This window comes from Blastococcus sp. TBT05-19, from assembly GCF_003319095.1.
Lineage (GTDB): Bacteria > Actinomycetota > Actinomycetes > Mycobacteriales > Geodermatophilaceae > Blastococcus.
In genome coordinates this window covers 699,915-725,117 of record NZ_QOHI01000001.1, presented here as the reverse complement: position 1 = coordinate 725,117, position 25,203 = coordinate 699,915, and the positions used below count along the sequence as shown (strand labels likewise).

Here is a 25,203-nt window from a genome sequence, read left to right as displayed (position 1 = left end):
AACTGCTCGGAGGGACGAGTGCCGGAGAAGACCGCGGGCATCGCTGCGGGCACGTTGCTGGCGCCCTGCCCGACACGGTGGTGGTCGCCGACGCCCGGGGCCGGGTCACCTACGTGAACCCCGCCGTCAGCAGGTTGCTGGGGTACGAGCCGGCCGACCTCCTCGGCCGCGACCTGACCGAGATCATGCCGCCGCGGTTCCGCAGCGGGCACGGGGGCCACATCACCCGGTTCCTCACCACCGGCGAGGGCGAGCTCGTGGGGAACACGACGCAGCTGCCCGCCATGCACGTCGACGGCCACGAGGTGTCCATCGACGTCACCCTCGCCCGCGTCGAGCCCTACCCCGGCGCCCCGGCGGAGGAGGCCGCGGTCGTGGGCGTGCTCCGCGACGCCAGCACCACCATCCTGCTGGAGCGCCAGCTCCAGGTCAGCCGCTACCTGGCCGCCACCCTGCGGGTGACCGCCGCGCTCACCGAGGCGCCCGACGCCGACGTCGCCTTCCACCAGCTGCTGCCGACCCTCTGCACCGAGCTGGACTGGGACGCCGCCCTCCTGTGGCAGGCCGACACCGAGCGCGGCCGGCTGGTGCACACGGGGACCTGGAGCGCGGCGGACGCCGATGTCTCGGCGCTGGCCGAGGACGCGCCACGCCGCCACTTCCGGCGCGGCGAGGGGCTGCCCGGCCGGGCGTGGAAGCTCCGCGTCCCGGTCGTCGTCGACGACCTCCCCTCCGACCCGACGGTGGTCCGCAAGGACGCCGTGCGGGCGGACGGGCTCAGCACCGGCGTCGCGTTCCCCGTCCTGCGCGGTGACACCGTGCTGGCCGTCTGCGAGCTGTTCTCCACCGAGTCCCGCCCGGTACCCCCCGAGCTGCTCGACGTGCTCGCGCACGCCGGCCGCCAGATCGGCCAGTTCCTCGACCGGCTGCGGGCGGAGTCCCACGTCCGCGAGCTGGCCGACACCCTGCAGCGCAGCCTCCTGCCCTCGCACCTCCCGATCATCCCGGGGCTCCAGCTCGCGGCCCGCTACAGCCCCGGTGCCGATGCGGCGCTGGTGGGCGGCGACACCTACGACGTGATGCCGCTGGCCGACGGGCGGTGGATGGTGCTGATCGCCGACGTCTGCGGAACGGGGCCCGAGGCCGCCGCGGTCACCGCCGTCACCCGGCACACCGCACGCGCCGCCGCGGCCGCGGGTGGCCCGGCGGAGATCCTCGCCGCGGTGAACGCCGCCCTCCTGCACCAGCAGGGCGACGCCCCGCTGCGCTTCGTCACCGCCTGCTGCCTGGTCCTCGAGCCCGTGGCCACCGGTCACCGGGCCACCCTGAGCATCGCCGGCCATCCGCTGCCGGTGCTGCGCTGCGCCGACGGCTCCGCCACGGAGGTCGGCACCGCCGAGCGCCCGCTGGGCATCGACGTCGACGTGCGCTGGTCCGAGACCGGCCTGGACCTCCCCCCGGGGTCGACGCTCGTGCTCTACACCGACGGCGTGACCGAGGCCCGCGACGACGCCGGCCGCCAGTTCGGCGAGGACGCCCTGCTGCGGGTGGTCGCCGGCGCACCCCTGGACGCCGAGGCGACGGTCGGCGCGGTCGCCGCCGCGGTCGAGCAGCAGCTGGCGGGCTCCCGGCACGAGCACGACGACCTCGCCGTGCTGGCGGTGACCGTCCCCCGCTGACCGCTCGGTCCGCCTCGCTACGGTGGGCCGGTGGCGCGGGTCGTGGTCGTGGGCGCCGGGCTCGGTGGGCTGGCCGCGGCCGCCCGGCTGGCCGCCGGGGGGCACGCCGTCACCGTGCTGGAGCAGGCCGCGGAACCGGGCGGCAAGCTCGGCCGGTTCGCCCGCGACGGCCACGCCTTCGACACCGGGCCGAGCCTGGTCACGCTCCCGCAGGTGCTGCGCGACCTGTTCGCCGCCACCGGCGGACCGCTCGAGGACGCCGTCGACCTGGTGCGGCTCGATCCGGCCGTCGGCTACCGGTTCGCCGACGGCACTCGGCTGAGCGTGCCCGGCCGGTTCGAGGACGTGCCCGCCGCGCTCGACGAGGCCCTGGGCGACGACGCCGGCCGGCAGTGGAGCGCCCTCATGGAGCGGGCCGCGACCATGTGGCGGATCAGCGAGGGCCCGTTCCTGCGCTCACCGCTGGCCGGGGCCGCGACGCTGGCCCGGCTGGCCCGCCGCCCCTCCGACGTCGCCGCGATCGCACCGTGGCAGTCGCTGCGGGGGCTCGGCTCCCGCTACCTGCGGTCCCCGCACCTGCGCACGCTGCTGGACCGGTACGCCACCTACTCCGGGTCCGACCCGAGGCGCGCGCCGGCCGTCCTGGCCACCGTGGCCTACGCCGAGCAGGCCTTCGGTTCCTGGTACGTGCGCGGCGGGCTGCACCGGCTGGCCCTCGCCGTCCTGGACCGGGCCGTCGCGCACGGCGCCGTGCTGCGGACCGGCTGCACCGTGCGCCGCGTGCTCGTCGAGGGCGGCCGGGCCGCCGGGGTGGAGCTGGCCGACGGGGAGCGGGTGCCCGCCGACGTCGTCGTGTCCGGCATCGACGCCGCCGCGCTGCACGACGGGTTGCTGCCCGCCGACGGGCGCACGCGCGGGGTGCGCCGGGACCTGCGCCGGGCGACGCCGTCGCTGTCGGGTGTCGTCCTGCTGCTGGCGCTGCGCGGCCGGACGCCCGGGCTCGCCCACCACACCGTGCTGTTCCCCGCCGACTACGACGCCGAGTTCGACGCGGTCTTCGGCGTCGGCCGGCACGCCGGGCGACCCGTGCCGGTCGAGGACCCCACCGTGTACGTCAACGCCCCCGAGGACCCGGCGCTGGTGCCCGACGCGGACAGCGAGTCCTGGTTCGTGCTGGTCAACGCGCCCCGCCACGACCCGGGGCGCGGGGTGGACTGGACCGCTCCGGGCCTGGCCGACCGGTACGCCGACCGGGTGCTCGACGTGCTGGCCGGTCGCGGGCTGGACGTGCGGGACCGGGTGCGGTGGCGCGTCGTGCGCACCCCCGCGGACCTCGAGCGCGACACCGGGAGCGTCGGTGGCTCGATCTACGGCAGCTCCAGCAACGGCAGCCGCGCGGCGTTCCTGCGCCCGGCGAACGCGTCACCCGTTCCCGGGCTGTTCCTCGTCGGGGGCTCGGCCCACCCCGGCGGCGGGCTGCCGCTGGTCACGCTGTCGGCCCAGATCGTGGCCGGGCTGGTCGGTCCGGCCTGACCGGAGGGACGGCGGGACGGGAACGGCCCCGGTCGCCGGCGGGTGCCGGCGACCGGGGCCGCGTGTCCTGCGTGCGGGAGCGCCCGGGGGCGTCCCGCCACGGTCAGCTGGTGGCGCCCTTCAGGGCCTCCGACAGCGCCGCCGCCTCGTCGGGCGACAGCTCGACGACCAGGCGACCGCCACCTTCCAGCGGTACCCGCATGACAAGGCCGCGCCCTTCCTTGGTGACCTCGAGGGGACCTTCACCCGTGCGCGGCTTCATGGCCGCCATGCGTGCCTCCTTCGCCAGCCGCACGCCTGCCTCGTGGACGGGCGCGCGGTGTCCGTTGCTGTGAGCTCCGCACCAATGATCCCGTATGACTGCGATCCGTCCAACATGAGCCCCTGCGTGCCACGCTTTCGGGCTGTGCTCAGGTGTCGGCGCGGAAGCACCCGGCCACGTGGTCGTCCACCATCCCGGTGGCCTGCATGAGCGCGTAGGCCGTGGTCGGGCCGACGAAGACGAAGCCTCGGCGCTTCAGCTCGCGGGCCATCGCCACCGACTCGGGGCTGGTCGCGGGCACGTCGGCGAGCGTGGCCGCCCGCGGCCGGGGCCCCGGGGGCGCGAAGGACCAGAGGAGCTCCGAGAGCCCCTCCGGCAGGAGCTGGGCGGCGCGGGCGTTGCCGATCGCCGCCCGGATCTTGGCCCCGTTGCGGACGATCCCGGCGTCGGCCATCAGCCGTTCCTCGTCCTCGGCACCGAACTCCGCGACCGCGTCGATCGAGAAGCCGGCGAACGCCGACCGGAAGGCCGGCCGCTTCCGCAGGATGGTGATCCAGGACAGACCCGACTGGAACGCCTCGAGGGTGAGCCGCTCGAAGAGGGCGTCGTCCCCGCGCAGCGGCGTCCCCCACTCCTCGTCGTGGTACCGGACGTACTCCGGCGCGCTGGTCGCCCAGCCGCAACGCGTGCTCTCGGCATCCACGGCCGCGACGCTAGCGCCTCGCCCCGACGGCTCAGCCCAGCGGCGAGGAGACGATGCCGCTGACGAGGTCCTTCACGTACACGTCGCGGACGCGGTTGGTGTCGGCCGAGACCAGCGCCTGCGAGGTGGTGACGACGACGCGGTCGCCGGTGAGCGCGGTCAGGCGGCCGTACTCCGCGGACGTCACGGAGCCCACCGGACCGGTGGTGGCGCGGCCGTCCGCGTCGGCGGTGACGAGCACGAGCGGGCCGGCCGCTCCCCCGGCCAGGTCGCGGCGGTAGTGGTCGGTGTGCCCGTTCGCGTCGGCGGGCAGCTGCCCGCCGGCGGTCGAGAAGAAGGCGTACCGGCCCGACCCGTCCAGCTCGACCTGGTGCTCCCACTCGGTCTGCTGGCCGTTGCCGAGGGCGATCGGGATCCCGGTGGTCAGGTCGACCCGGTAGGCCAGGCCGACCGTGCCGACCGACGCCGGGCTGCTCGTCGTGATCCGGGACGTCGTGGTCAGGGCCACGTAGCGACCGTCGTCGCTGATCGCGATGTCACCGGCGTCGCGGAAGACGCTGTACTGGACCGGCCCGCTGCGGGTGGGGACCGCCGAGACGACCAGCAGCTCACCGGCGCCCGGACCGGACAGCGTCTTGCGGTACAGCAGCACGGTGCCGCTCGAGGTGGCCGCGGGGAAGAGCGCGAAGCGCCCGTCCGGGGTGAGGTCCACCGCCGGGCCGGTCGCGGCCCCGCCCAGGCTCCCGCCCGCGGTGGTCGTCGAGACGCGGGTGACCACGCCGGTCGAGATGCGCTTGGCGAACAGGTCCACGAAGCCGTTGGTGTCGCCGGCGACCAGGTCCGAGCGCGCCGAGTAGAAGAGCACGAGGTCGCCGTCGGCGGACACGGCGACCGGCGGGCTGGTCGCGTACACCGACCCGCCGCTCTGCAGGACCGCGCCCGCGCTGGACGAGCTCACCCGGCCGGTGCCCCCACCCGGGATGCTCACCAGCGACCAGGTCGAGCTGGTCACGTCGAACCGGTAGACGTCGTTCAGCCCGTTGGTGTCGGCGGGGACCAGCGCGGCGGTGGTCGCCAGGGCGACGGCCCGGCCGTCGGCGCTGATCGCGGGAGCGCCGGCGTTGGTCGGGTCCGTGGCGCCGCTCGCGCCGGCGGCCAGGGGCGCGATCCGCCGGGACGTGCCGGCCGTGCGGTCGGTCAGGTACAGCTCGTAGGCGGTGTTGGTGTCGGAGGGCTCCAGGCTCGCGCGGGTGCCGACGACGACGTACCGCCCGTCGGAGCTCACCGCGAGGCCGCCGCTCTCCCCGGCGCCCAGGACCGGCACCGGCGGGGATGCCGGCACGACGGAGACCGCGGCCGACGGGCCGCTGACGTGGCCGGCCGCGTCCACCGCCACCACGGTGAGCCGGTAGGTGGTCCCGTTGACCAGGTCCCGGACGGCGACCGAGGTGGCCGGGGCGGTCGCTGTCGCCAGCACGGTGCCGTCCTCGGCGAGCACCCGGTACGCGACGACGTCGGGATCCGCGGGCGGGGTCCACTCCAGCACGGCGCGGCGGTCCCCGGGGGTCGCGGCCAGGCCCGTGGGTGCGGCCGGCGCCATGTCGCGGGGCGTCGCCGCGACGGGGCCGGAGGCACCCGACCGGTTGCCGTGCGTGTCGACCGCGACCAGCGCGAAGGAGTACTCGACGTCGTTGGTGAGGCCGGTGGCGACGTGGCTCGTGCCGGTCACGGTGGTCACCTCCACGCCGTCCTGCAGCACGACGTAGCCCGCCAGGTCCGGCTCGGCGTTCGCCGTCCAGGACAGGAGCACGCGGTTCTCCCCGGCGACGGCTGCGAGGTCCGTGGGCACGGCGGGGGGCGTCAGGTCGGTCGGGGTCGCGGTCACCACCGCCGAGGCCGCCGACCGGTTGCCGTGCGTGTCGACGGCGACGAGGGCGAAGGAGTACGTCCGGTCGTTGGTGAGGCCGGTGGCGAGATGGCCGGTGCCGGTCACGGTGGCGATCTCCACGCCGTCGCGCAGCACCCGGTAGCTCGCCAGGTCCGGCTCGGTGTTCGCCGCCCAGGACAGCGTGACCTCCTCCTCACCGCGCACGGCGGTCAGCCCCGTGGGCGGAGCCGGGGGCGTGAGGTCGGTCGGGGTCGCCTGCACCGCCGGGGTGGCCGCCGACCGGTTGCCGTGCGTGTCGACGGCGACGAGGGCGAAGGAGTACGTCCGGTCGTTGGTGAGGCCGGTGGCGAGATGGCCGGTGCCGGTCACGGTGGCGATCTCCACCCCGTCGCGCAGCACCCGGTAGCTCGCGAGGTCCGGCTCGGTGTTCGCCGCCCAGGAGAGCGTGACCTGCCCGTCGCCGCGGGCCGCCGTCAGACCGGTGGGCACGGCCGGGGCGGTGAGGTCGGTCGGGGTGGCCGTCACCACCGCCGTCACCGGGGACCGGTTGCCGTGGGTGTCCACAGCCACCAGCGAGTACCCGTAGCTGCGGTCGTTGAGGAGCCCGGTGTCGGTGTAGGTGCGGCCGGTCACGGTGGCGATCTCCACCCCGTCGCGCAGCACCCGGTAGCTCGCGAGGTCCGGCTCGGTGTTCGCCGCCCAGGACAGCGCGACCTGGCCGTCCCCCCGGACCGCCGTCAGCCCGGTCGGCCGGGCCGGCGGGGTGAGGTCGGTGGGGGTGGCCGAGACCGTCGGGGTGGCCGCCGACCGGTTGCCGGACGTGTCGACGGCCACCAGGGAGAACCCGTAGGCGACGTCGTTGGTCAGCCCGGTGGCCGTGTACGTGGTGCCGGTGACCGTGGCGATCTCCACGCCGTTGCGCAGCACGCGGTAGCTCGCCAGGTCGTTCTCGGCGTTGGCCGTCCAGCTGAGGGTGACACGGGTGTCGCCCCTCACCGCGGTCAGCCCGGTGGGGGGCGCCGGCGGCGTGGTGTCGCTGTTGGAGGTGACGGGCGGCGAGGCGGCCGACCGGTTTCCGTGCGTGTCGACGGCGACGAGCGCGTAGACGCGGGAGACGCCGTTGCTCTGGCTGTCGACGTAGCTGGTGCCCGTGACCGTGGCGATCTCCACCCCGTCGCGCAGCACCCGGTAGCTCGCCAGGTCGGGCTCGGTGTTCGCGGTCCAGGAGATGTTGACCTGGCCGGCCGTCCGGGCCACGACGATCCCGGTCGGGACGGCGGGCGGGGTCAGGTCGGTGGGGGTGGCCCGCACCGTCGCCGACGGCGCCGAGGCGTTGCCGCGCGCGTCCACCGCGACCAGCGCGAAGTCGTAGCCGGTGTCGTTGACCAGCCCGGTCACGGTGTAGCCGGTCCCGGTGACCGTGGCGATCTGCACGCCGTCGCGCAGCACCCGGTAGCCCGCCAGGTCGGACTCGCCGTTGGCCGTCCAGGTGAGGGTGACCCGCCCGTCGCCGCGGACCGCCGTCAGACCGGTCGGCACGGCCGGGGCGGTGAGGTCGGTCGGGGTCGCCTGCACCACCGCGGAGGCCACCGACCGGTTGCCGTGGGTGTCCACGGCCACCAGCGAGTACCCGTAAGTGCGGTCGTTGGTCAGTCCGGTGTCGGTGTAGGCGGTGCCGGTCACGGTGGCGATCTCCACGCCGTCGCGCAGCACCCGGTAGCCCGCGAGGTCGGACTCCGTGTTCGCCGTCCACGACAGCGCGACCTGCCCGTCCCCGCGCACCGCCGCGAGGCCGGTGGGCACGGCCGGCGCTCCCAGGTCCGTGGGGGTGGCCTGCACCGGGGACGACGAGACGGAGGTGTTGCCGTGGGTGTCGACCGCCACCAGCGTGTAGCGGTAGGTGGTGTCGTTGGTCAGGCCGCTGTCGAGGTACGTGGTGGCACCGGGGAGGGTCGCGATCACCGTCCCGTCGCGCAGGAGGCGGTAGCCGGCCAGGTCGGGCTCGGCGTTCGCCGTCCAGGAGAGGGTGACCTCGCCGTCGCCCCGCACCGCGACCAGCCCGGTCGGGGCGGCGGGCGGCGTGAGGTCGGTCGGCGTCACCGACACCGGCGCGGAGGCGGCCGACCGGTTGCCGTGGGTGTCGACGGCGACCAGCGTGTAGACGTAGGTGCGGTCGTTCACCAGCCCGAGGTCGAGGTGCTCGGTGCCGGTCACGGCCGCCACCTCGACGCCGTCCCGCAGGAGCCGGTAGCCGGCGAGGTCCGGCTCGGCGTTCGCGGTCCAGGACAGCCCCGCCCGCGCGTCCCCCCGGCCCGCGATCAGGCCGGTGGGGGTCGCCGGGGCGGTGAGGTCGGTCGGCCGGGCGCTCACCGCCGGGGCGGAGGGCGCCGACCAGTTGCCCGACGTGTCCCGGGTCCGGACCGCGTAGGAGTAGGTGGTGTCGTTGACGACCGCGGTGTCGGTCCAGCCCGCCGTGGTGCGGCCGAGGAGCACCGGGCCGACGGCCACGCCGTCGCGCAGCACCTGGTAGGCGTCGGTGTCGTACTCGGCGGTGTTCGGCGTCCAGGACAGCGGGACGGACCCGTCGCGGAGCGCCGCGGTGACCCCGGTGGGTGCGGCCGGCGGGACGGCGTCCCGGGGGGTGCCGGTCACCGGGCCGCTGGCGGTCGAGCCCTCCGTGGGGAAGCCCAGGACCGAGGAGCGGGTGACGACGGTGACGACGTAGCCGCGGCCGTTGACCAGGCCGGGGACGGTCACCGAGGTCGTCGTCGGCCGGGCGACCTCCTGACCGTCCAGCCGCACGATGTAGCCGCTGACGGTGGCCTCGGCGGCGGCGGTCCAGGAGATGGACAGCGCCCGGTCCACGCCGGTGGCCACCACGTTCGTGGGCGGCACCGGGTCCGTGGCGCTCGCGGTGCGCAGCTGAGGGGCGGGCAGCGGCGAGCCGGCGCCGGGGAGGGCGAGGGCGGCGGCGACCAGGGCGGCGGCGAGGCAGCGCAGCGTCCGCCGTTGGACGCCGACGTATCCGTCGGACTGCTGCACGGGCCCTCCTCTCCGGGGTGCCCGGGACATCCGTTGCCGCATCCCTTTCGGCAGGCAGGACGCCGCCCTTGAGCCCGGCACACCCGGACGGGTGCCGCGCGCCGGACGGGCCTCCGGGCGCCCGCCATCGGCTAGCGTCCGCGCGGTGACCGCGGTGGTGGAGGCCGACCGCCGCACCGACGCGCGCCCGGCCGTGGCGACCGGGCCCCTGGTCGCCCTCGGTGCGGCCGTCACCCTGCTGCTGCTCGCCGTCGCCGGCCGGTACGGGTACTCCCGCGACGAGCTGTACTTCCTGCGCGCCGGCCGCGAGCTCGCCTTCGGCTACGTCGACCAGCCGCCGCTCACGCCGCTGGTCGCCCGGGCGGTGGAGAGCATGTTCCCCGGGTCGCTGACGGCGCTGCGCGCGCCCTCGGCCCTCGCCTCCGGCCTGGTCGTCGTGCTCACCGGGCTCCTGGCGCGCGAGTTCGGTTCCGGGCGGGCCGGTCAGCTGCTCGCCGCGGCCTGCACGGCGGTGTCCTCGATCCTGCTGATCGCCGGTCACCTGCTGTCCACGACGTCCTTCGACCTGCTCGCGTGGACCGCGCTGTCGTGGCTCCTCGTCCGGTCGCTGCGCGACGGCGGCCGGATCTGGCTGGCGACCGGCGTGGTGGCCGGCCTGGCGCTGCAGAACAAGGTCCAGCCGGCGTTCCTGATCGGCGCCGTCGTCCTCGGGGTGCTGGCCGTCGGGCCCCGCCCCGCGCTGCGCTCCCCGTGGCCGTGGCTCGGCGGGCTGCTCGCGCTGGCGATCTGGGCGCCGAACCTGGGATGGCAGGCCGCGAACGGCTGGCCGCAGCTGGAGCTGGCCGAGGCGATCGCCGGGGGGAGCTCGGGCACCAGCGAGCCCTGGTACCTGTTCCTCCCGTTCCAGCTGGTCCTGGTCAGCCCGCTGCTGGTCCCCGTGTGGGCGGCCGGGCTGTGGCGTCTCGCCCGCGACCCGGCCCTGCGCACCTGGCGGTCGTTCGCCGTCGCCTACGCCGTCCTCGCGGTGCTCTTCCTCGCGACCGGCGGCAAGCCGTACTACCTCGCGGGGCTCTACCCCGTGCTGCTGGCTGCCGGTGCGGCGCCGGTCCTCGCCTGGGTCCGGCGCGGAGCCGGCCGGCTGCGGGCGGGGCTGCTCGTCGCCGCACTGGCGCTGAGCCTGGCGATCGACGCCACGCTCGGGCTGCCGCTGGTCCCGGTGGAACGCCTCGCGAGCACACCGGTCCCCGACATCAACTACGACGCCGGGGAGACCGTCGGCTGGCCCCGGTTCGCCGCCGCCGTCGAGCGCGCGCGGGACGAGCTGCCGGCCGGCGCGCGGGTCGTCGTCCTCACCGGCAACTACGGGCAGGCCGGCGCGGTCGACCGCTTCGCGCCCCGGCTCGGACCGGCCTACAGCGGGCACAACGCCTACGGCGACTGGGGTCCACCTCCCGAGGACGCCGACGCCGCCGTCGTGGTGGGGCTGCCCCGGGCGGACCTGGAGCGGTGGTTCGGCTCGGTGATGACGGCCGGGCGGATCGACAACGGCGTGGGGCTCGACAACGAGGAGCAGGGCGAGCCCGTCTGGCTGGCCACCGGGCGGCAGGTGCCCTGGTCGCAGATCTGGCCGGAGCTCCGCCGGCTCGGCTGACCCTCAGCGCGCGGCGGCGTCGATCGCCTCGGCAGCGGGCCGCGCGCCGCGGGCTCCGCGACCGGTGGCCAGGACGCAGCCGGCCAGCACCAGCGGCAGGCCCAGGGCGATGCCGAGGGTGAACGGCTCGTCGAGCAGCCACACCCCCAGCAGCACCGCGACCGCCGGGTTGACGAAGGTGATGACCAGCGCGCGCTGCGGGCCGACCTCCCGGATGAGCGCGAAGAACAGCGCCAGGGCCACCGCCGTGCACAGCACGCCGAGCAGCACCAGGGAGAGCAGCGCCTCCGACGACGCGTCGCCGACCTGCCCCAGCCGCGGGACGGCGAACGGCGCGTAGACCACCGCGGTGACGAACAGCGCGATCGAGCTGGCCGCCACTCCCGGGACGTCGGGCAGCGCCCGCGACACGATCATCGGCGCCGTGGCGTAGCCGACGACGACCAGGCCGACCGCCAGGAGCGGCAGCAGCTGGGCGCCCTCGAGGTCGAGGCCGAGCAGCACCGCGATGCCGACGACGCCGACCGCCATGCCGACCAGCCGCGTGGGCGTCAGGCGGTCCTCCTCGCCGGCCAGCCGGGCGGCCAGCGCGGCGGCGAACGGCACCCCGGCGACCAGGAGCCCGGTGAGCGAGCTGGACAGCGACTGCTCGGCCCAGGACAGCAGCAGCCAGGGGCCGGTCATCTCCAGCACCGTGAAGGCCAGCAGCGCCTTCCAGTGCCGCAGGGCCGGGCGCAGCTGACCGCGGGCGATGGTCCAGGGCAGCAGCAGCGCGGCTCCGATGACGCAGCGGGCGAAGACGACCACCACCGGCGACACCTCGCCCACCGCGACCTTGATCAGCAGGTAGGGCACGCCCCAGATCACCGACATCGCCAGGAACAGCGCCCAGCCCCTGCGGCTCACGCCGGTCCCTCCGTCGTCCCTGCCCCGTTCCGCACGGCGACATCGTCGCCCACGGCTGCTGGCGACCGGCGGTCACCTCCGCCGGTCAGCCGGGGAAGGTGCGGGCGAACCTCGCGAAGCGGCGCAGCGACCAGCGGATGCCCAGCAGCGCGAACGGCTTGACCAGGGCGAAGCCGACGACGCCGAGGTACCCGTAGGGCAGGTAGAGCTTCTCGGTCCACACGAACGTCGAGTGCTCGCCGCGCGGCTCGATCTCGAAAATGCCCGGTCCGCGCACCAGCCGGCCGGTGTGCTGCACCTCCACCAGCCGGGGCGGCTCCCACTTCATGATCACCATGGTGTCGAGCAGCCCGACGTGCCGGCCTCCGGGCAGCGGCAGGCCGGTGCGCGCGGCCAGCCGTCCGCCGAAGCCCTGCGCCGGGCCCCCGACGGTCCGGACGTCGGTGGCCACCATCCACTCCCCCTGCCGGGTCCAGGCGGTGAGCGCCGCCCACACCTGCTCCGGCGGGGCGTCGACGTCGATCCGTTCCACGAGCTCAGGCATTGCGGGCCCCTCCTCCTCCGGCGGGCTCGATGCCCGGATCGGTCGGCGTCTCCTGCTGCGAGCGAGCGGCGAGCTCGGCCCGCAGCCCGGCGATCTCGGCGTCCCGGGTGTCCAGCGCCTGCGCCAGCTGGCCGAGCAGCCAGTCCACCTCGGCCATCCGGTAGCCGCGGGCGGTCACCGTGATGGCCAGCCCCCGGACGTCGGAGCCGGTGACGGCGCGGTCGTCGGGCAGCTCCACCGGTGACCGGTCGAGCTCGGCCGGGGGCTGCGTCTCCCCGCGCCCGAGGAGCAGCGACGCCACGAGGAACAGCACACCCCCGACCAGCAGGACGGCGAGGACGAAGACGAGGAACGAGAGCACGTCAGGCGTCGGACGGGCCGGTGTCCGCCGGGATCCGCCCCGCGGCGCCGTCGACGCCCGACGCCCGCGCCTCGTCCGCCGCGCGGATGGCCGCCACCGCCTCCGCGACGTCGTCGGTCACGGTGAACAGGTCGAGGTCACCGGCGCTGATCGTGCCCTCGGCGAGCATCGTGTCCCTGATCCAGTCGACCAGGCCCGACCAGTACCCGGTGCCGAGCAGGATCACCGGGAACCGGGTCACCTTGCGCGTCTGCACCAGCGTGAGCGCCTCGAAGAGCTCGTCGAGGGTGCCGAAGCCGCCGGGCAGGATGACGAAGGCCTGCGCGTACTTCACGAACATCGTCTTGCGCACGAAGAAGTAGCGGAACGAGATGCCGACGTCGACCCACTCGTTGAGCTCCTGCTCGAACGGCAGCTCGATGCCCAGCCCCACCGACATGCCACCGGCCTCGGACGCCCCGCGGTTGGCCGCCTCCATGGCGCCCGGGCCACCGCCGGTGATGACGGCGTACCCGGCCCGGACCAGCGCCGCCCCGAGCTCCACGCCGGCCGCGTAGTGCGGGTGGTCGCGCGGGGTGCGGGCGCTGCCGAACACGCTGACCGCCCGCGGGAGCTCGGCCAGCAGCCCGAAGCCCTCCACGAACTCCGACGTGATCCGCATGACCCGCCAGGGGTCGGTGTGCAGGAAGTCCGAGCCGCCGCGGCGGTCGAGCAGCCGCTGGTCGGTCGTCGTGCCCTGGTTCTGCGGGTCGGGCTCGCCGCGGCGCAGCATGACCGGCCCCTTCTGCCGGATCGAGCGGGGTCGGCGGCCGTCGGGCGAGGTGGTCACGAGCTGCTCCGGGAGAGGTAGGCGGTCAGGGCGTCCACGGCCGGCTGCAGCCGCTCCACGAGGACGTGCTCCTCGCGCGTGTGGGCGAGCTGCGGGTCCCCGGGGCCGTAGTTGATCGCGGGGATGCCGAACGCGGCGAACCGGGCGACGTCGGTCCAGCCCAGCTTGGCCCGCGCCGGCCGGCCCACGGCCTCGACGAAGGCGGCGGCGGCCGGCTCGGCCAGCCCGGGCAGGGCGCCCCCGGCGTTGTCGACGACGGTCAGCGTGGCGCCGGCCGCGATGGCGTCGGCGAACACCTCGCGGACGTGCGCCTCGGCCGCGTCCTCGTCCCGGTCCGGGGCGTAGCGGAAGTTGACCGTCAGGCACGCCTCGTCGGGGATGACGTTGCCCGCCACCCCGCCGGAGATCGCGACCGCGTTGAGCCCCTCCCGGTAGGTGCAGCCGTCGATCTCCACCTCGCGCGCGCGGTAGGCGGCCAGCGCCGCCATCGCCCCGGTCAGCCCGTGGATGGCGTTCTCCCCCAGCCAGCTCCGCGCGCTGTGCGCCCGGCGGCCCTTGGCCTGCAGCAGCGCGCGCAACGTGCCCTGGCAGCCGGCCTCGATCTCGCCGTCGGTGGGCTCCAGCAGGATCGCGAGGTCGCCGTAGAGCCAGCCGCGCCGCTCCCGGGCCACCCGGCCGAGGCCGTTCTTGACCGCCTCGACCTCCTCGTTGTCGTAGAAGACGAAGGTGAGGTCGTGCGCGGGCTGCGCGCCGGGGACGCCGAACCGCGCCGCCAGGGCCAGCATCACCGCGTCGCCGGACTTCATGTCGCTGGTGCCGCAGCCGTAGAGCCGGCCGGTGGTCTCCTCGAGCCGGCTGGGCACGTTGTCCGCGATGGGCACGGTGTCGAGGTGACCGGCGAGGACCACCCGGGTCGGCAGGTCGAGGTTCGTGCGGGCCAGGACGGCGTCGCCGATGCGCTCCACCTCGAGGCCGCCCAGGGCCCGCAGCGCCGCCTCGACCGCGTCGGCGAGGGCCGTCTCGCTGCCGGAGACCGACGGCGCGTCGACGAGCGCGCGGGTGAGGGTCAGGACGTCGGCGGAGAGGTCGAGCGGCGGGAGATCACTCACGCGGGCGAGCCTATGCGCCGCCGCGCCGACCAGCCGCGCCGACGCGGGATGCGCCTGGGTAGCGTCGTCCCCGTGACTGCCGCGCCCGTCTCCGCATCCGCCGCCGGCCTGGCCACCGTGACCCCGTCGGGGACGGTGCTCGACACCTGGTACCCCGAGCCCCGGCTCGGGGCGCCCGACGGTGCCGCCTCCGGGACGACCCGCCTGGGTGCGCTGGAGCTGTCGGGCGAGCTCGGCCCCGACTACGGCGGCCTGGTGCGCCGGGACGAGGCGCGTGGCGTCGAGGTCATCGCCGTGCGCACGGTCATCGCCGACCTGTCCGCGCCCGCCGCGGACACCCACGACGTCTGGCTGCGGCTGCACCTGCTCTCCTCGCGGCTGATCCGGCCGCACCAGGCGAACATGACCGGCATCTTCGGCCTGCTCACCAACGTGGCCTGGACCAGCGCCGGCCCGGTGGAGGCGGCGACGTTCAACGCCCACCGGCTGCGGGCCGCCGTCGGGCACGTGACCGTCTTCGGCGTCGACAAGTTCCCGCGGATGGTCGACTACGTCATCCCCTCCGGCGTGCGCATCGCCGACGCCGACCGGGTCCGGCTGGGCGCCCACCTCGCCGAGGGCACCACGGTGATGCACGAGGGCTTCGTCAACTTCAACGCCGGCACGCTGGGCCCCTCCATGGTCGAGGGCCGGATCAGCGCCGGCGTCGTCGTGGGCGCCGACAGCGACATTGGTGGCAGCGCCTCGATCATGGGCACCCTGTCCGGCGGTGGCGCAGAGGTCATCTCGATCGGCAGCGGCTGCCTGCTGGGCGCCAACTCCGGCATCGGCATCTCGCTGGGCGACGGCTGCGTCGTCGAGGCCGGCTGCTACGTCACCGCGGGGTCGCGGATCACGCTGCCCGACGGCTCGGTGGTGAAGGGCAAGGAGCTGTCCGGCCGCAACGGCCTGCTGTTCCGGCGCAACAGCGTCAGCGGCGCGCTGGAGGCCCTGCCCCGCGAGGGCACCTGGGGCCAGCTGAACGCGGACCTGCACGCCAACTGAAGGAGAGCCACCCCACGGTGGCGGTGCCAGGGAACCGCCAGGTTCGCCACCTACCCTGGGTCCGATGACCAGCCCCCGCACCGCGACGCATCCCGCCGCCGGGCGGGCGCGCAGCACTTCGCGACCGCGGTCGTCCGCCGGTCGCGGATCCTCACGCGGCAGCGGTGGTCGAGGGAGCGGCTCGCGCCGCCGTCCGTCCCGGAGGTCGTCGCGCCCGGCAGCCCGGGGTTCCGGCGCGGGGAGCGGCATCGCCCGCTGGTGGCCGGCGCTCGTGGTGGCGGCCGTCCTGTTCGCGGCCGTGGCCTGGGGCACCGAGCGCGGGCCGGAGATGCCCGCGGCGGGCACCTGCACCCTGCCGAACTCATCGGTCACGCTCACCGCCGAGCAGATCCAGAACGCGGCCACCATCGCCGAGGTGGGCCGCTCACGGGGTCTGCCAGATCGAGCCGTGGTCATCGCGCTGGCGACGGCCATGCAGGAGTCGACCCTACGGAATCTCGACTACGGCGACCGGGACTCGCTCGGCCTCTTCCAGCAGCGTCCCTCCCAGGGATGGGGCACGCCGGAGCAGGTGCAGGACCCGGTCTATGCGGCCGGTCAGTTCTACGACCGGCTCGTGCAGATCCCCGGGTGGGAGACCGGCGAGCTCACGCTCGTCGCCGACGCCGTCCAGCGCAGCGCCTTCCCGCTCGCCTACGGGAGGTGGTCCGTGTTCGCGGAAGAGCTCACCAGCGCCCTCGGCCCGGCTGCGCCCGCGACGTGGTCGTGCGCGTGAGGAACACGGTCACCGAGAACGTCTGAGCGGCCCTGGAGAGGGACGGGAATGTCACACCCGTCGCGAATCCTCCGGACGTGGAAGTTTCGGACGGTGGCAGGCCGCTGACGTGGCGGGCCGTCGACCGCGACTCGCTCAGCAGGTTGTTCGCCAGTGGCCTCACACCCGACGACGTGGGCCGGCTCTACGGGCGGAGCGGATCGATGGTCCGCCTGGCTGCCCGCGGGTGGGGCTTGGACGCGCGGGCCCTCAGAGCCCGCACCCATGGCCTGGCGCGGATGCATCCGGAGATCGCTGCCGAGTTCGCCGGAGTGGTCGACGGAGCCCCCTCTCACTACCGGCCCGACGACCTCATGACGGGCAGTGGGGCGCGCTGCCGCTGGACGTGCTCCTCGTGCGACACGGAGTGGATCACGTCCGTGGCCAACCGGACCAAGCGACGCTCGGGCTGTCCAGGCTGCGCACGTCGCCGCCAGGTGGAGATCGCCCGGGCCCGCCCCGCCAAGTCCCGGCCTCTGTCCGAGATCTCCGATGAACTGGTCAGAGACTTCGTGAGGAACCTGGACCGACCGGATCGGGACGTCTCCAGCACTCCGAGCGGCTCCCACAACCGCGTGCTGTGGCGCTGCCGGCGTGGCCACACCTGGGAGACGTCGGCGCGGCAGCGGGTGAAGAACGGCAGCCAGTGCCCGACCTGCCTGGCCGGTCTGTGGACGAGCCGGCTCGAGTTCGAGGTGGCCGAACTCGTCCAGCTCAGCAGCGGTCTGCCGGTCGTCCTCGGTCCGCGACGTGCACGTAGCGACCGCGCTGGCGAGGACCGCATCGACCTCCTGGTGACCGGCGCCGACCTGCTCGTCGACCTGGATCCCACACGCTGGCACGCCCCGACCGAGGCCGTAGGCCGAGATGCACGCAAGCTCGACCGGCTCGCCGGCGAAAGGTATGTCCGCGTGCGTCCAAATGGCCTCGGACCGCTGCCAGCCGGGCGATCCTCGCCCGAGCAGCAGGTCGTGCTCGACGACGGCGACGAGGACGATCCGTGGACATGGGCTTCGGCAGTGCTCCGCGCGCTGCTCGCCTTCCAGCCCGACACGCTCGTCGACGAGCCCACAGCCGAAGCACGTGCAGCAGCGAGGGCCCGAGCAGACATCAAGTGGCGACGACTCCGGTCAGGACTTCGCCTCCGCAGCCTCTCGTCGGACTACCCGGACGTGGCGGCGCAGTTCGTCGAGGCGATCGATCGGCCCGGGCTCACGGCCGCTGACCTCGCACCGTCCGGGGATGACCGGGCCCTGTGGCGTTGTGCGGTGTGCGGGCACGAGTGGGAAGCCCGAGTGGCGAATCGGACGGTGGCCCGGACCGGCTGTCCACCGTGCTCGTACCGCCGCGGGGCGGACCGGTCAGCCCGACCACATGCAGGTCAGAGCTTCGCCGACAGGCACCCGGAGCTGATCCCGTACTTCGTGGAGAATCTCGAGAACCCGGACAGGAGCCTGTTCCACCTCAAGCCGAACAGCACCGACCGCTGCAGATGGCTCTGCCAGTACTGCCGCCGGCCACGGGTTACGACGCCCCAAGCGCTCAACCGCCGTCCCCACGCTGGTTGCCGCCCGTGTGGAGGGAGGCGAGGGGCAGCGAGGCGTCGCCCTCGAGACCTGGACGTGAACCAGGGGTTCGGTGATCGCGCCGCTCGCCGCGCCACTGGAACTCTTGAGTGCAGCTGATCACATTGCGCACGATCTAGTTCCCCCGGGAGGGGTACTGGCGGGTCCCGGCGCTCAACCATCGGCCCGGGCGCTCCGACACCTCGGCCATGACGATCGCGTCCAACGACTTCCCCCCGGCCGTTCCCCCGGCGGTCACCGCGCCCGCGGTCGACGACATGCCGGTGCTGCTGCCCACTCGTGAGGCGCTGCTCGAGCGGCTCGCCGACGCGCTGCCCGGCTCCGCCGAGCAGCCGGTCACCCTCCTGGTGATCGGCCTGCTCCGCCGTGACGACGGCTGGCCGACCTCGAGGACGGCGCTGGCGCAGGTCACCTCGCTGCTGGCCCGCTCGGTGCGGGGCGACGACTGGCTGGGTGCCTCCGGTGCCGCCGAGTTCGGCATCGTCTTCGCCGGACCGGAGTCGACCGCGGAGGTCGTGGGCCCCCGCCTGCTGGCCGCCATCGACGCCCTCGGCATCCCGGGCCTCTCCGCCTCGGCCGCGATCGCGCCGCTGACGCCGGACCTGAGCGCCGGTGAGGTGTTCCGCCGCGCCACGCTCAGCTTGACCGCGGCCCGCCGCGTCGGCGCCGGCACGGTGATCCGCTACCGCGAGCCGGTCGCCTGACCGAACCCGCTCAGGCGCGCAGGCGCTCGACCGCCGCGTCGATCCGCTCGTCGGAGGCGGTCAGCGCCAGCCGCACGTGCCGGGCTCCGGCGGGACCGTAGAAGCTCCCCGGGGCGGCGACGATGCCGAGCCCGGCGAGCCGGTCGATGGTGACCCAGCAGTCCTCGTCGCGGGTCGCCCACAGGTAGAGCCCGGCCTCGGAGTGGTCGACCCGCATCCCGGCCCCGCGCACCGCGGCCAGCAGGCGTTCGCGACGGCCGCGGTACCGCTCGCGCTGGCTGTCGACGTGCGCGTCGTCGTCCAGGGCCGCGGCCACGGCCGCCTGCACCGGTGCGGGTACCAGCAGACCCAGGTGCCGGCGCACCTCCCAGACCCGGCGCACGAGAGCCGGGTCGCCGGAGAGCAGCCCGCCCCGGTAGCCGGCGGCGTTGGACTGCTTGGACAGCGAGTGCACGGCGAGCAGGCCGGAGTGGTCCGGGCCGGCGATCGCCGGGTGCAGGATCGAGCGGGGCTCGACGTCCCAGCCCAGGGTGATGTAGCACTCGTCGGCGACGACGGGGACGCCGTGCGCCCGGCCCCAGGCGACCCACGCCCGGAGCTCGTCGTCGGAGAGCACCCGGCCGTGCGGGTTCCCCGGGGAGTTCAGCCAGACCAGGGAGACGGCGGCCGCGTCGGCGGGCGGGCTGTCGCACCGGCGCACCGCGAGGCCGGCGAGGACCGCGCCCACCTCGTAGGTCGGGTAGGCGATCTCGGGGAGCACGACGGTCGTGCCGGTTCCCTGCAGGCCCAGGAGCGTGGGCAGCAGGGCGACGAGCTCCTTGGAGCCCACCGTCGGGATCACCGAGGGGTCGGCGCCGGCGGGATCGGCGACGTCGACACCCAGCCGACGCCGCAGCCAGCCCGCCGCGGCGGTGCGCAGCGCGGACGTGCCCAGAGCCGTCGGGTAGCCCGGTGCGTCAGCGGCCGCCGCGAGCGCGTCCCGCAGCACCGGCGGCGTCTCGTCGACCGGGGTCCCGATGGAGAGGTCGACGACCCCGCCGGGGTGCTGGGCGGCACGCGCCCGCGCCCCGGCGAGGGAGTCCCAGGGGAAGTCCGGCAGCGCGCGGGGCGCGCCGGGACCCGGAGCGGTCAGTGACCTTCGCCCTGGGGCGGGAGCGCGGCGACCAGCGGGTGGTCCTTGCCGACCTTGCCGGTCTTCGCGGCGCCACCGGGGCTGCCCAGGTCGGAGAAGAACTCCACGTTGGCGTTGTAGAAGTCCTTCCACTTGTCCGGGACGTCGTCCTCGTAGTAGATGGCCTCGACCGGGCAGACCGGCTCGCACGCGCCGCAGTCCACGCACTCGTCGGGGTGGATGTAGAGCATCCGGTCGCCCTCGTAGATGCAGTCCACCGGACACTCGTCGATGCACGCCTTGTCGAGAACGTCGACGCAGGCCTGGGTGATGACGTAGGTCACGGGGTTCCCTCCCGGGGACGTTCGGCGACGTCCTCGGCCGGTGACCGGGGGCGCCAGATGCGCACCTAGTATCACCTCCGGCGCCGCAGCCCGTTCGACGGGATCCCCGCCGAGGGATCCCTGCCCCCTTCGAGGTGGCTGCGAAGTCCCTGCTCAAGACCGGCGCGCATCCGCCGAAGACAACGACGTGCCCGAGCAGACGACGCACCGCGAGGCCGCGCCGCGACGATCGTCGTCGCCGGCGTCCCCGTACGACGCCTCTGCAGCCCTCGAGAGCCTGCTCGAGCGGCTGCGCTCGTCGTGCGGCGCCACCCGCGTGTCGGTGTGGGTCCACGAGGCCACCACCGAGCTCGTCGTGCCCTTCCGCCAGGCCGTCCGACCGGGGGCCGAGCAGCAGGAGCCGCACCCGGCGCTGATCACCCCCGCCCTGCTCTCCGACTCCCCGTTCCTCGCCGCCGTCGTCCGCGCCCGCCAGTCCGTGACCGGCCGCGCCGACGGTCGCCGGGCCACCGACCGGCAGCTGGCCGAGGTCGGCATCCGCTCGGCCCACGGCGAGCCGCTCGTCCTCGACGGCCAGGTCATCGGCGTCCTCACCGTCGAGCCCGCGGCCGCTGCCTCCCCGCACCTGCTGCGGCAGATCGCCCCCCGGCTCGCCGCCGCCCTGTGCGAGGCCTGGGCACGCCGCTCGCAGCAGCGCCGCCTGGACCAGGCCGCGGTGCTGCTCGGCCTCATCGAGTCGGCGGCGCAGGCCGAGTCCACGGACTCCCTGCTCGCCTCCGCCTGCCGGCAGCTCGCCGAGCTCGGCGAGGTCGAGCGCGCCTGCATCTTCCTGCTCGAGGACGGCCGGCTCGTCCCGAGCATGGCCGCCTACGCCGACGGCCGCCGCGACCTGGCCACCTGGCTGCAGTTCCGCAACGCCCCCGTGTCCCTGGAGCTGGCCGAGACGGTGCTGCGGACCGGTGAGCCGCTGACCGCCGACCGGGGCTCCGGCCTCCTGCCGGACTGGTGGGTCGACTCCTTCCACGTCGCCTCGGCGCTGGCCGTCCCGCTCGGCCGCAGCCCCGAGCTCGCCGGCGTCCTCACGCTGGACAGCACCCACGTGCGGCCCTTCTCCGAGGACGTCCGCCGCCTGGCCGCGGCCGCCGGCGCGCACCTCGGCGGCGTCATCGAGCAGGCCCGCACCAGCCAGGCCCGCGCGACCTCGCTGAACACCGCCCGCGTCGTCCGCCAGCTGCTCGTCGACGGATCGAGCGCCACCGGCGTCGCCGAGGCGGCCGAGGTGGTCGCCCGTGCGGTCCAGCGGCTGGCCGGCACCTCCCGCAGCGCGGCCTACCTGGTCGACGCCGACGACCGCGTCGACGAGATCCGGCACGTGGACTGGGCCGAGGACCACAAGGAGGTCGTCCAGCAGCAGCTGGTGGGCCGGCCCGGGACCGAGGTCCCGCTGTGGCGGCTGACCGCCGTGCAGAAGGCGCCGGTGTTCGTCGAGGACACGACCACCAGCGACCTGCTCGACCCCCGGCTGTGCGAGGCGCTGGACCTCGCCTCGTACGTCAGCGTGCCGCTGATCTCCGGCGACCGGCTGCGCGGCCTGGTCGTCAGCGGCGTCGTGGGCACCGCCCGGACCTGGTCCCCGTCGGTCCGCGACGCCGTCCGGCAGGTGACCCTCGAGGGCTCCCTCGTCGTCGAGAACGCCGAGCTGCGCGCCGCCGCCCAGCTCCGGCTGGCCCAGCTGGCCACCGAGGCGCACCACGACCCGCTCACCGGGCTGGCCAACCGCCGGCGGTTCATCGAGGAGGTCGAGGCCACCGTCTACGGCGACGGCGACCGCAGCTGCGCGCTGCTCATGATCGACCTCGACCGGTTCAAGGAGATCAACGACAGCTTCGGGCACAGCGTCGGCGACGACCTGCTCTGCCTGGTGGGGCCCCGTCTCCAGCAGGCGCTGCGCCCCGGCGACCTGCTGGCCCGCATGGGCGGCGACGAGTTCGCCGTCCTGCTCCCCGACGCCGACGCCGACCGCGCCCGCGAGGTGGGCGCGGAGCTCGGCGCCGCCCTCCGGGAGGCCTTCGTCCTCGACGGCATGCCGCTGCACGTGGACGCCAGCGTCGGCATCGCCCTGTGCCCCGACCACGGGCGCGACCGCTCGCTGCTCCTGGCCCGCGCCGACACCGCCATGTACGCGGCCAAGCGCGGCCGGCACGGCTTCGAGGTGTGGGCGCCCGACGGCACGACCGCCACCCGCGACCGGCTCGAGACCCTCGAGCAGCTGCGCACCGCGCTGGACAGCGAGCAGCTGGACAACCACTACCAGCCCAAGCTCGACCTGCGCACCGGCCGGATCACCGGCCTGGAGGCGCTGGTCCGCTGGAACCACCCGACCCGCGGGGTGCTCTACCCCGACGTCTTCCTGCCCCTCGCGGAGCAGGCCGGCCTGATGCGCCGGCTGGCCCTTCGGGTGCTGGAGCGTGCGCTGCACGACGTCCGGGGCTGGCGGGCGCAGGGGCACGACCTGTCCGTGGCCGTCAACCTGTCGGTGTCCAACCTCCAGGACGTCGCCCTGCCCGAGCAGGTGGCGATGCTGCTGGACGCGTTCGCCGTGCCGGCCGAGGCGCTCATCCTGGAGATCACCGAGGACGTCCTGATGGCCGACGCAGCGCGCAGCCAGCAGGTCATGGCCGGGCTGCGCCGCCTCGGCGTCCGGCTCTCGGTGGACGACTACGGCACGGGCTACTCCTCGTTGTCCTACCTGCGCGCGCTGCCGGTGGACGAGCTGAAGCTCGACCGCAGCTTCGTCACCCACCTCACGACCGACCCGCGGGCGGTCGCGATCGTGCGCAGCACCCTGCAGCTGAGCCGGGACCTGGGCATGAGCATGGTCGTCGAGGGCGTCGAGGACGCCGCCGCGCTCGCCGCGCTGCGCTCCTGGGGCTGCGACGTCGCGCAGGGCTACCACATCGCGCGGCCGATGCCGGCCGACCAGGTGCCGGGCTGGCTCGCCGCCCACCCCGCGCCGGCGGTTCCCGCGCTCGGCGGGCCGACGGCTCCCTGACCTCGGAGCGGACGGGGCCGGGCGGCAGGATCAGCGGCATGACCGCGCTGCCGCTCCCCGCCGTCGACGACCTCGAGCGGCTCGCGGCCCGCACCTGGCGCGGCTCCGAGGAAGAGCCGTACGGCGACTGGCTGCTGCGCGCCGGCGGCGGCTTCACCGGCCGCGCCAACTCGGTGCTGGTCGTCGGCCCGGCCCCGGTGGACCTGCCGTCGGCCGTCACCGAGGTGACCGGGTGGTACCGCACGCGCGGCCTGCGGCCCTGCGCCGCCGTGCCCGTGCCCGGCGGCGAGGAGGCGGACGCGGCGTTCGCCGCGGCCGGCTGGACCCGGGAGGAGGACAACCTCGTGCTCACCGCGCCCCTGGTCGGCTGTACCGACCGGGCGCTGGCAGTCCCGGTCGTCCTCGCGGCCGAGCCCGACGACGCCTGGCTGCAGGGCTACCGGTACCGCGGAGCGGCCCTGCCCCCGGCCGCCGCGACCGTGCTCCGCACCGGCAGCAGCCCGGTGTTCGCCTCGGTGCGCCTCGACGATCGGCCGGCGCCGCTCGCCGCCGTCGCGCGCGGGGTGCTGGAGGACGGCTGGCTGGTCATCAGCGCCGTCACCGTCGCCGATGCCCACCGCCGCCGGGGGCTGGCCACCGCAGTCATGGCGGCGCTGGGCGCCGACGCCCGCTCCCGGGGCGGGCGGGGATGCCTCCTGCAGGTCGCCGCGTCGAACGCGCCGGCCCTCGCCCTCTACGAGCGGCTCGGCTTCACCGAGCACCACCGGTACCACTACCGGACGGCGCCGGCTCCGGCCTGACCCGTCCGCGCGGGCCGCCCAGCACCAGGCCGACGGAGAACGCCGCGGCGACGACCCCGGCGGCGAGGAACGTCAGGTTCACCGCGCCGCTGGTGATGACCAGGTCCCCCTCCGGCCGACGGCCCATCCCGGCGACCGCCACGACCAGCCACACGACCGCGGGCAGCGCCGCGACCACCCGCGACCCCGACAGGTGCAGTGCCGCGCGCACCAGCAGCACGTTGCCCGCGACCGCAGCCAGGACCGACACCGGCACCGGGACCCCGCCCACGCGCAGCGGCAGCCAGAAGACCTCCACCAGCGCCAGCCACCCGGCGACGGCGACGGCGCCCAGCCCCACCGCGGCCGCACGCACCGACGTCATCCGGCGACGCCGGCGAAGAGGTCGTCCTCCCACCCCTCCGGACCCGCTCCGGCCGGGCCGCGCTCGCCCTGCACCAGCCGGTAGTACTCGACCGCCATCATCTCCAGGCCGAGGTTGTTCGAGAGGGCGAAGAAGGGCCCGTCGACCATGATCTGCGTGGGGTGCGAGCGCATGGCGGCGTCCTTCTCCCGGGCGTACCGGCTCCCGTCGACCGCCGCCGTCACCTGCTCGTCGGGCACCCCGAAGGGGACGTCGTCGGCGCTGGTCACGCCCTCGAAGAACGTCTGGTCACCGGCGGCGGCCATCGCGTCGATGCCCCGCTGCAGGACCGATCGCGGCATGCAGCACCAGTAGACCTTGGCCACGGTCCACGCCTCGCCGAGGTCGGGCCGGTAGGCGGGGTCGGCGGCGGCCGCCACCGCGCCCATCGCCACCCGGTGCGCCTGGATGTGGTCGGGGTGGCCGTAGCCGCCGTTCTCGTCGTAGGTGACCACGACCTGCGGGCGGACCTCGCGCACGACCGCGACCGCGTGCGCGATCGCCTCGTCGAGGTCGGCGTTCCAGAAGGCGCGCGGGTGGCCGTTGGACGGCACGCCCATCATGCCGGAGTCGCGGTACCGCCCCGCGCCGCCGAGGAAGCGGATGTCGGTGACGCCGAGGGCGTCCATCGCCGTCCGCAGCTCCCAGATCCGGTAACCGCCGAGCTGGTCGGCCTGGTCGGCCGCCAGCTGCTCCAGCGCGGGGACGAGGATCTCGCCCTCCTCACCCAGCGTGCAGGTGAGGAGGGTGACCTGGGCGCCCTCCGCGACGTAGCGCGCCATGGTGGCGCCGTTGTTGATCGTCTCGTCGTCCGGATGTGCGTGGACGAGGAGCAAGC

Annotated in this window: 21 protein-coding genes; 9 read left to right on the top strand and 12 right to left on the bottom strand. The window is 75.1% G+C overall.

What is annotated here, in order from left to right; all coding sequences use genetic code 11:
* Positions 1–77 precede the first annotated feature (77 nt).
* Together DQ244_RS03495 and DQ244_RS03490 are read left to right on the top strand one after the other, a co-directional pair.
* On the top strand, positions 78–1,679 hold the full coding sequence (locus tag DQ244_RS03495; RefSeq protein ID WP_233491145.1) for a SpoIIE family protein phosphatase: 1,602 nt from the start codon (positions 78–80) through the stop codon (positions 1,677–1,679).
* Positions 1,680–1,709: 30 nt separating this feature from the next.
* Entirely contained in the window at positions 1,710–3,212 is a 1,503-nt protein-coding gene (locus DQ244_RS03490) for an NAD(P)/FAD-dependent oxidoreductase (protein WP_113810037.1), read from the top strand.
* Positions 3,213–3,315: 103 nt separating this feature from the next.
* Here the strand turns inward: DQ244_RS03490 and DQ244_RS03485 are convergent, their stop codons facing one another.
* The 3 genes from DQ244_RS03485 to DQ244_RS03475 all read right to left on the bottom strand — a co-directional run bounded on the left by DQ244_RS03485 (position 3,316) and on the right by DQ244_RS03475 (position 9,107).
* Positions 3,316–3,483, bottom strand: coding sequence for a DUF3117 domain-containing protein (locus DQ244_RS03485; protein WP_012947303.1), 168 nt, complete (start codon positions 3,481–3,483; stop codon positions 3,316–3,318).
* 139 nt (positions 3,484–3,622) lie between these two features.
* Positions 3,623–4,177: a DNA-3-methyladenine glycosylase I gene (locus DQ244_RS03480; RefSeq protein ID WP_113810036.1), complete on the bottom strand. Its 555-nt coding sequence runs from the start codon at positions 4,175–4,177 to the stop codon at positions 3,623–3,625.
* A 31-nt stretch (positions 4,178–4,208) separates the two neighbouring features.
* Entirely contained in the window at positions 4,209–9,107 is a 4,899-nt protein-coding gene (locus DQ244_RS03475; protein WP_113810035.1) for a fibronectin type III domain-containing protein, read from the bottom strand.
* A 145-nt stretch (positions 9,108–9,252) separates the two neighbouring features.
* Between DQ244_RS03475 and DQ244_RS03470 the strand changes: the two genes are divergently transcribed.
* A complete protein-coding gene (locus tag DQ244_RS03470; protein ID WP_113810034.1) occupies positions 9,253–10,758 on the top strand; it encodes a glycosyltransferase family 39 protein in 1,506 nt (501 codons plus the stop codon).
* A gap of 3 nt (positions 10,759–10,761) precedes the next feature.
* On the opposite strand, the gene DQ244_RS03465 is transcribed toward DQ244_RS03470, so the two are convergent.
* From DQ244_RS03465 to dapE, 5 genes are all read right to left on the bottom strand, one after another.
* Positions 10,762–11,664, bottom strand: a complete 903-nt coding sequence (locus DQ244_RS03465; protein ID WP_113810033.1) for a DMT family transporter — start codon at positions 11,662–11,664, stop codon at positions 10,762–10,764.
* Positions 11,665–11,749: 85 nt separating this feature from the next.
* Positions 11,750–12,208, bottom strand: coding sequence for an SRPBCC family protein (locus DQ244_RS03460; RefSeq protein WP_113810032.1), 459 nt, complete (start codon positions 12,206–12,208; stop codon positions 11,750–11,752).
* On the bottom strand, positions 12,201–12,569 hold the full coding sequence (locus DQ244_RS03455) for a DivIVA domain-containing protein (protein WP_113810031.1): 369 nt from the start codon (positions 12,567–12,569) through the stop codon (positions 12,201–12,203). The genes DQ244_RS03460 and DQ244_RS03455 overlap by 8 nt, the downstream gene beginning before the upstream one ends.
* A gap of 1 nt (position 12,570) precedes the next feature.
* Positions 12,571–13,341, bottom strand: coding sequence for a TIGR00730 family Rossman fold protein (locus DQ244_RS03450; RefSeq protein ID WP_369832094.1), 771 nt, complete (start codon positions 13,339–13,341; stop codon positions 12,571–12,573).
* A gap of 53 nt (positions 13,342–13,394) precedes the next feature.
* Positions 13,395–14,507, bottom strand: a complete 1,113-nt coding sequence (dapE, locus tag DQ244_RS03445; RefSeq protein ID WP_113810029.1) for a succinyl-diaminopimelate desuccinylase — start codon at positions 14,505–14,507, stop codon at positions 13,395–13,397.
* A 72-nt stretch (positions 14,508–14,579) separates the two neighbouring features.
* Here dapE and dapD point away from each other — a divergent pair, with 72 nt between their 5' ends.
* The 4 genes from dapD (at position 14,580) to DQ244_RS03425 (ending at position 18,655) form a co-directional block, all read left to right on the top strand.
* Positions 14,580–15,551: a 2,3,4,5-tetrahydropyridine-2,6-dicarboxylate N-succinyltransferase gene (gene dapD / locus DQ244_RS03440; RefSeq protein WP_233491144.1), complete on the top strand. Its 972-nt coding sequence runs from the start codon at positions 14,580–14,582 to the stop codon at positions 15,549–15,551.
* 271 nt (positions 15,552–15,822) lie between these two features.
* Entirely contained in the window at positions 15,823–16,326 is a 504-nt protein-coding gene (locus DQ244_RS20050) for a hypothetical protein (RefSeq protein WP_199580136.1), read from the top strand.
* Between the two features lie 77 nt (positions 16,327–16,403).
* Complete coding sequence (locus DQ244_RS03430) at positions 16,404–18,050, top strand: zinc-ribbon domain-containing protein (protein ID WP_113810028.1); 1,647 nt, start codon at positions 16,404–16,406, stop codon at positions 18,048–18,050.
* An 89-nt stretch (positions 18,051–18,139) separates the two neighbouring features.
* Entirely contained in the window at positions 18,140–18,655 is a 516-nt protein-coding gene (locus DQ244_RS03425) for a GGDEF domain-containing protein (protein WP_113810027.1), read from the top strand.
* 10 nt (positions 18,656–18,665) lie between these two features.
* On the opposite strand, the gene dapC is transcribed toward DQ244_RS03425, so the two are convergent.
* Both dapC and fdxA read right to left on the bottom strand, forming a co-directional pair.
* On the bottom strand, positions 18,666–19,754 hold the full coding sequence (gene dapC, locus DQ244_RS03420) for a succinyldiaminopimelate transaminase (RefSeq protein ID WP_304556779.1): 1,089 nt from the start codon (positions 19,752–19,754) through the stop codon (positions 18,666–18,668).
* 29 nt (positions 19,755–19,783) lie between these two features.
* A complete protein-coding gene (gene fdxA / locus DQ244_RS03415; RefSeq protein ID WP_091448234.1) occupies positions 19,784–20,110 on the bottom strand; it encodes a ferredoxin in 327 nt (108 codons plus the stop codon).
* 187 nt (positions 20,111–20,297) lie between these two features.
* On the opposite strand from fdxA, the gene DQ244_RS03410 reads away from it, so the two are divergent.
* Positions 20,298–23,162, top strand: a complete 2,865-nt coding sequence (locus DQ244_RS03410) for an EAL domain-containing protein (RefSeq protein ID WP_158544457.1) — start codon at positions 20,298–20,300, stop codon at positions 23,160–23,162.
* Positions 23,163–23,200: 38 nt separating this feature from the next.
* Positions 23,201–23,962 carry a GNAT family N-acetyltransferase gene (locus DQ244_RS03405; RefSeq protein WP_113810024.1) on the top strand — a complete coding sequence of 254 codons (762 nt, stop codon included), beginning with the start codon at positions 23,201–23,203 and terminating at the stop codon, positions 23,960–23,962.
* On the opposite strand, the gene DQ244_RS03400 is transcribed toward DQ244_RS03405, so the two are convergent.
* Both DQ244_RS03400 and mshB read right to left on the bottom strand, forming a co-directional pair.
* A complete protein-coding gene (locus tag DQ244_RS03400; protein WP_113810023.1) occupies positions 23,913–24,326 on the bottom strand; it encodes a hypothetical protein in 414 nt (137 codons plus the stop codon). The genes DQ244_RS03405 and DQ244_RS03400 overlap by 50 nt on opposite strands.
* Positions 24,323–25,201 carry an N-acetyl-1-D-myo-inositol-2-amino-2-deoxy-alpha-D-glucopyranoside deacetylase gene (gene mshB / locus DQ244_RS03395; protein ID WP_233491143.1) on the bottom strand — a complete coding sequence of 293 codons (879 nt, stop codon included), beginning with the start codon at positions 25,199–25,201 and terminating at the stop codon, positions 24,323–24,325. The genes DQ244_RS03400 and mshB overlap by 4 nt, the downstream gene beginning before the upstream one ends.
* Between the last annotated feature and the right edge of the window lie 2 nt (positions 25,202–25,203).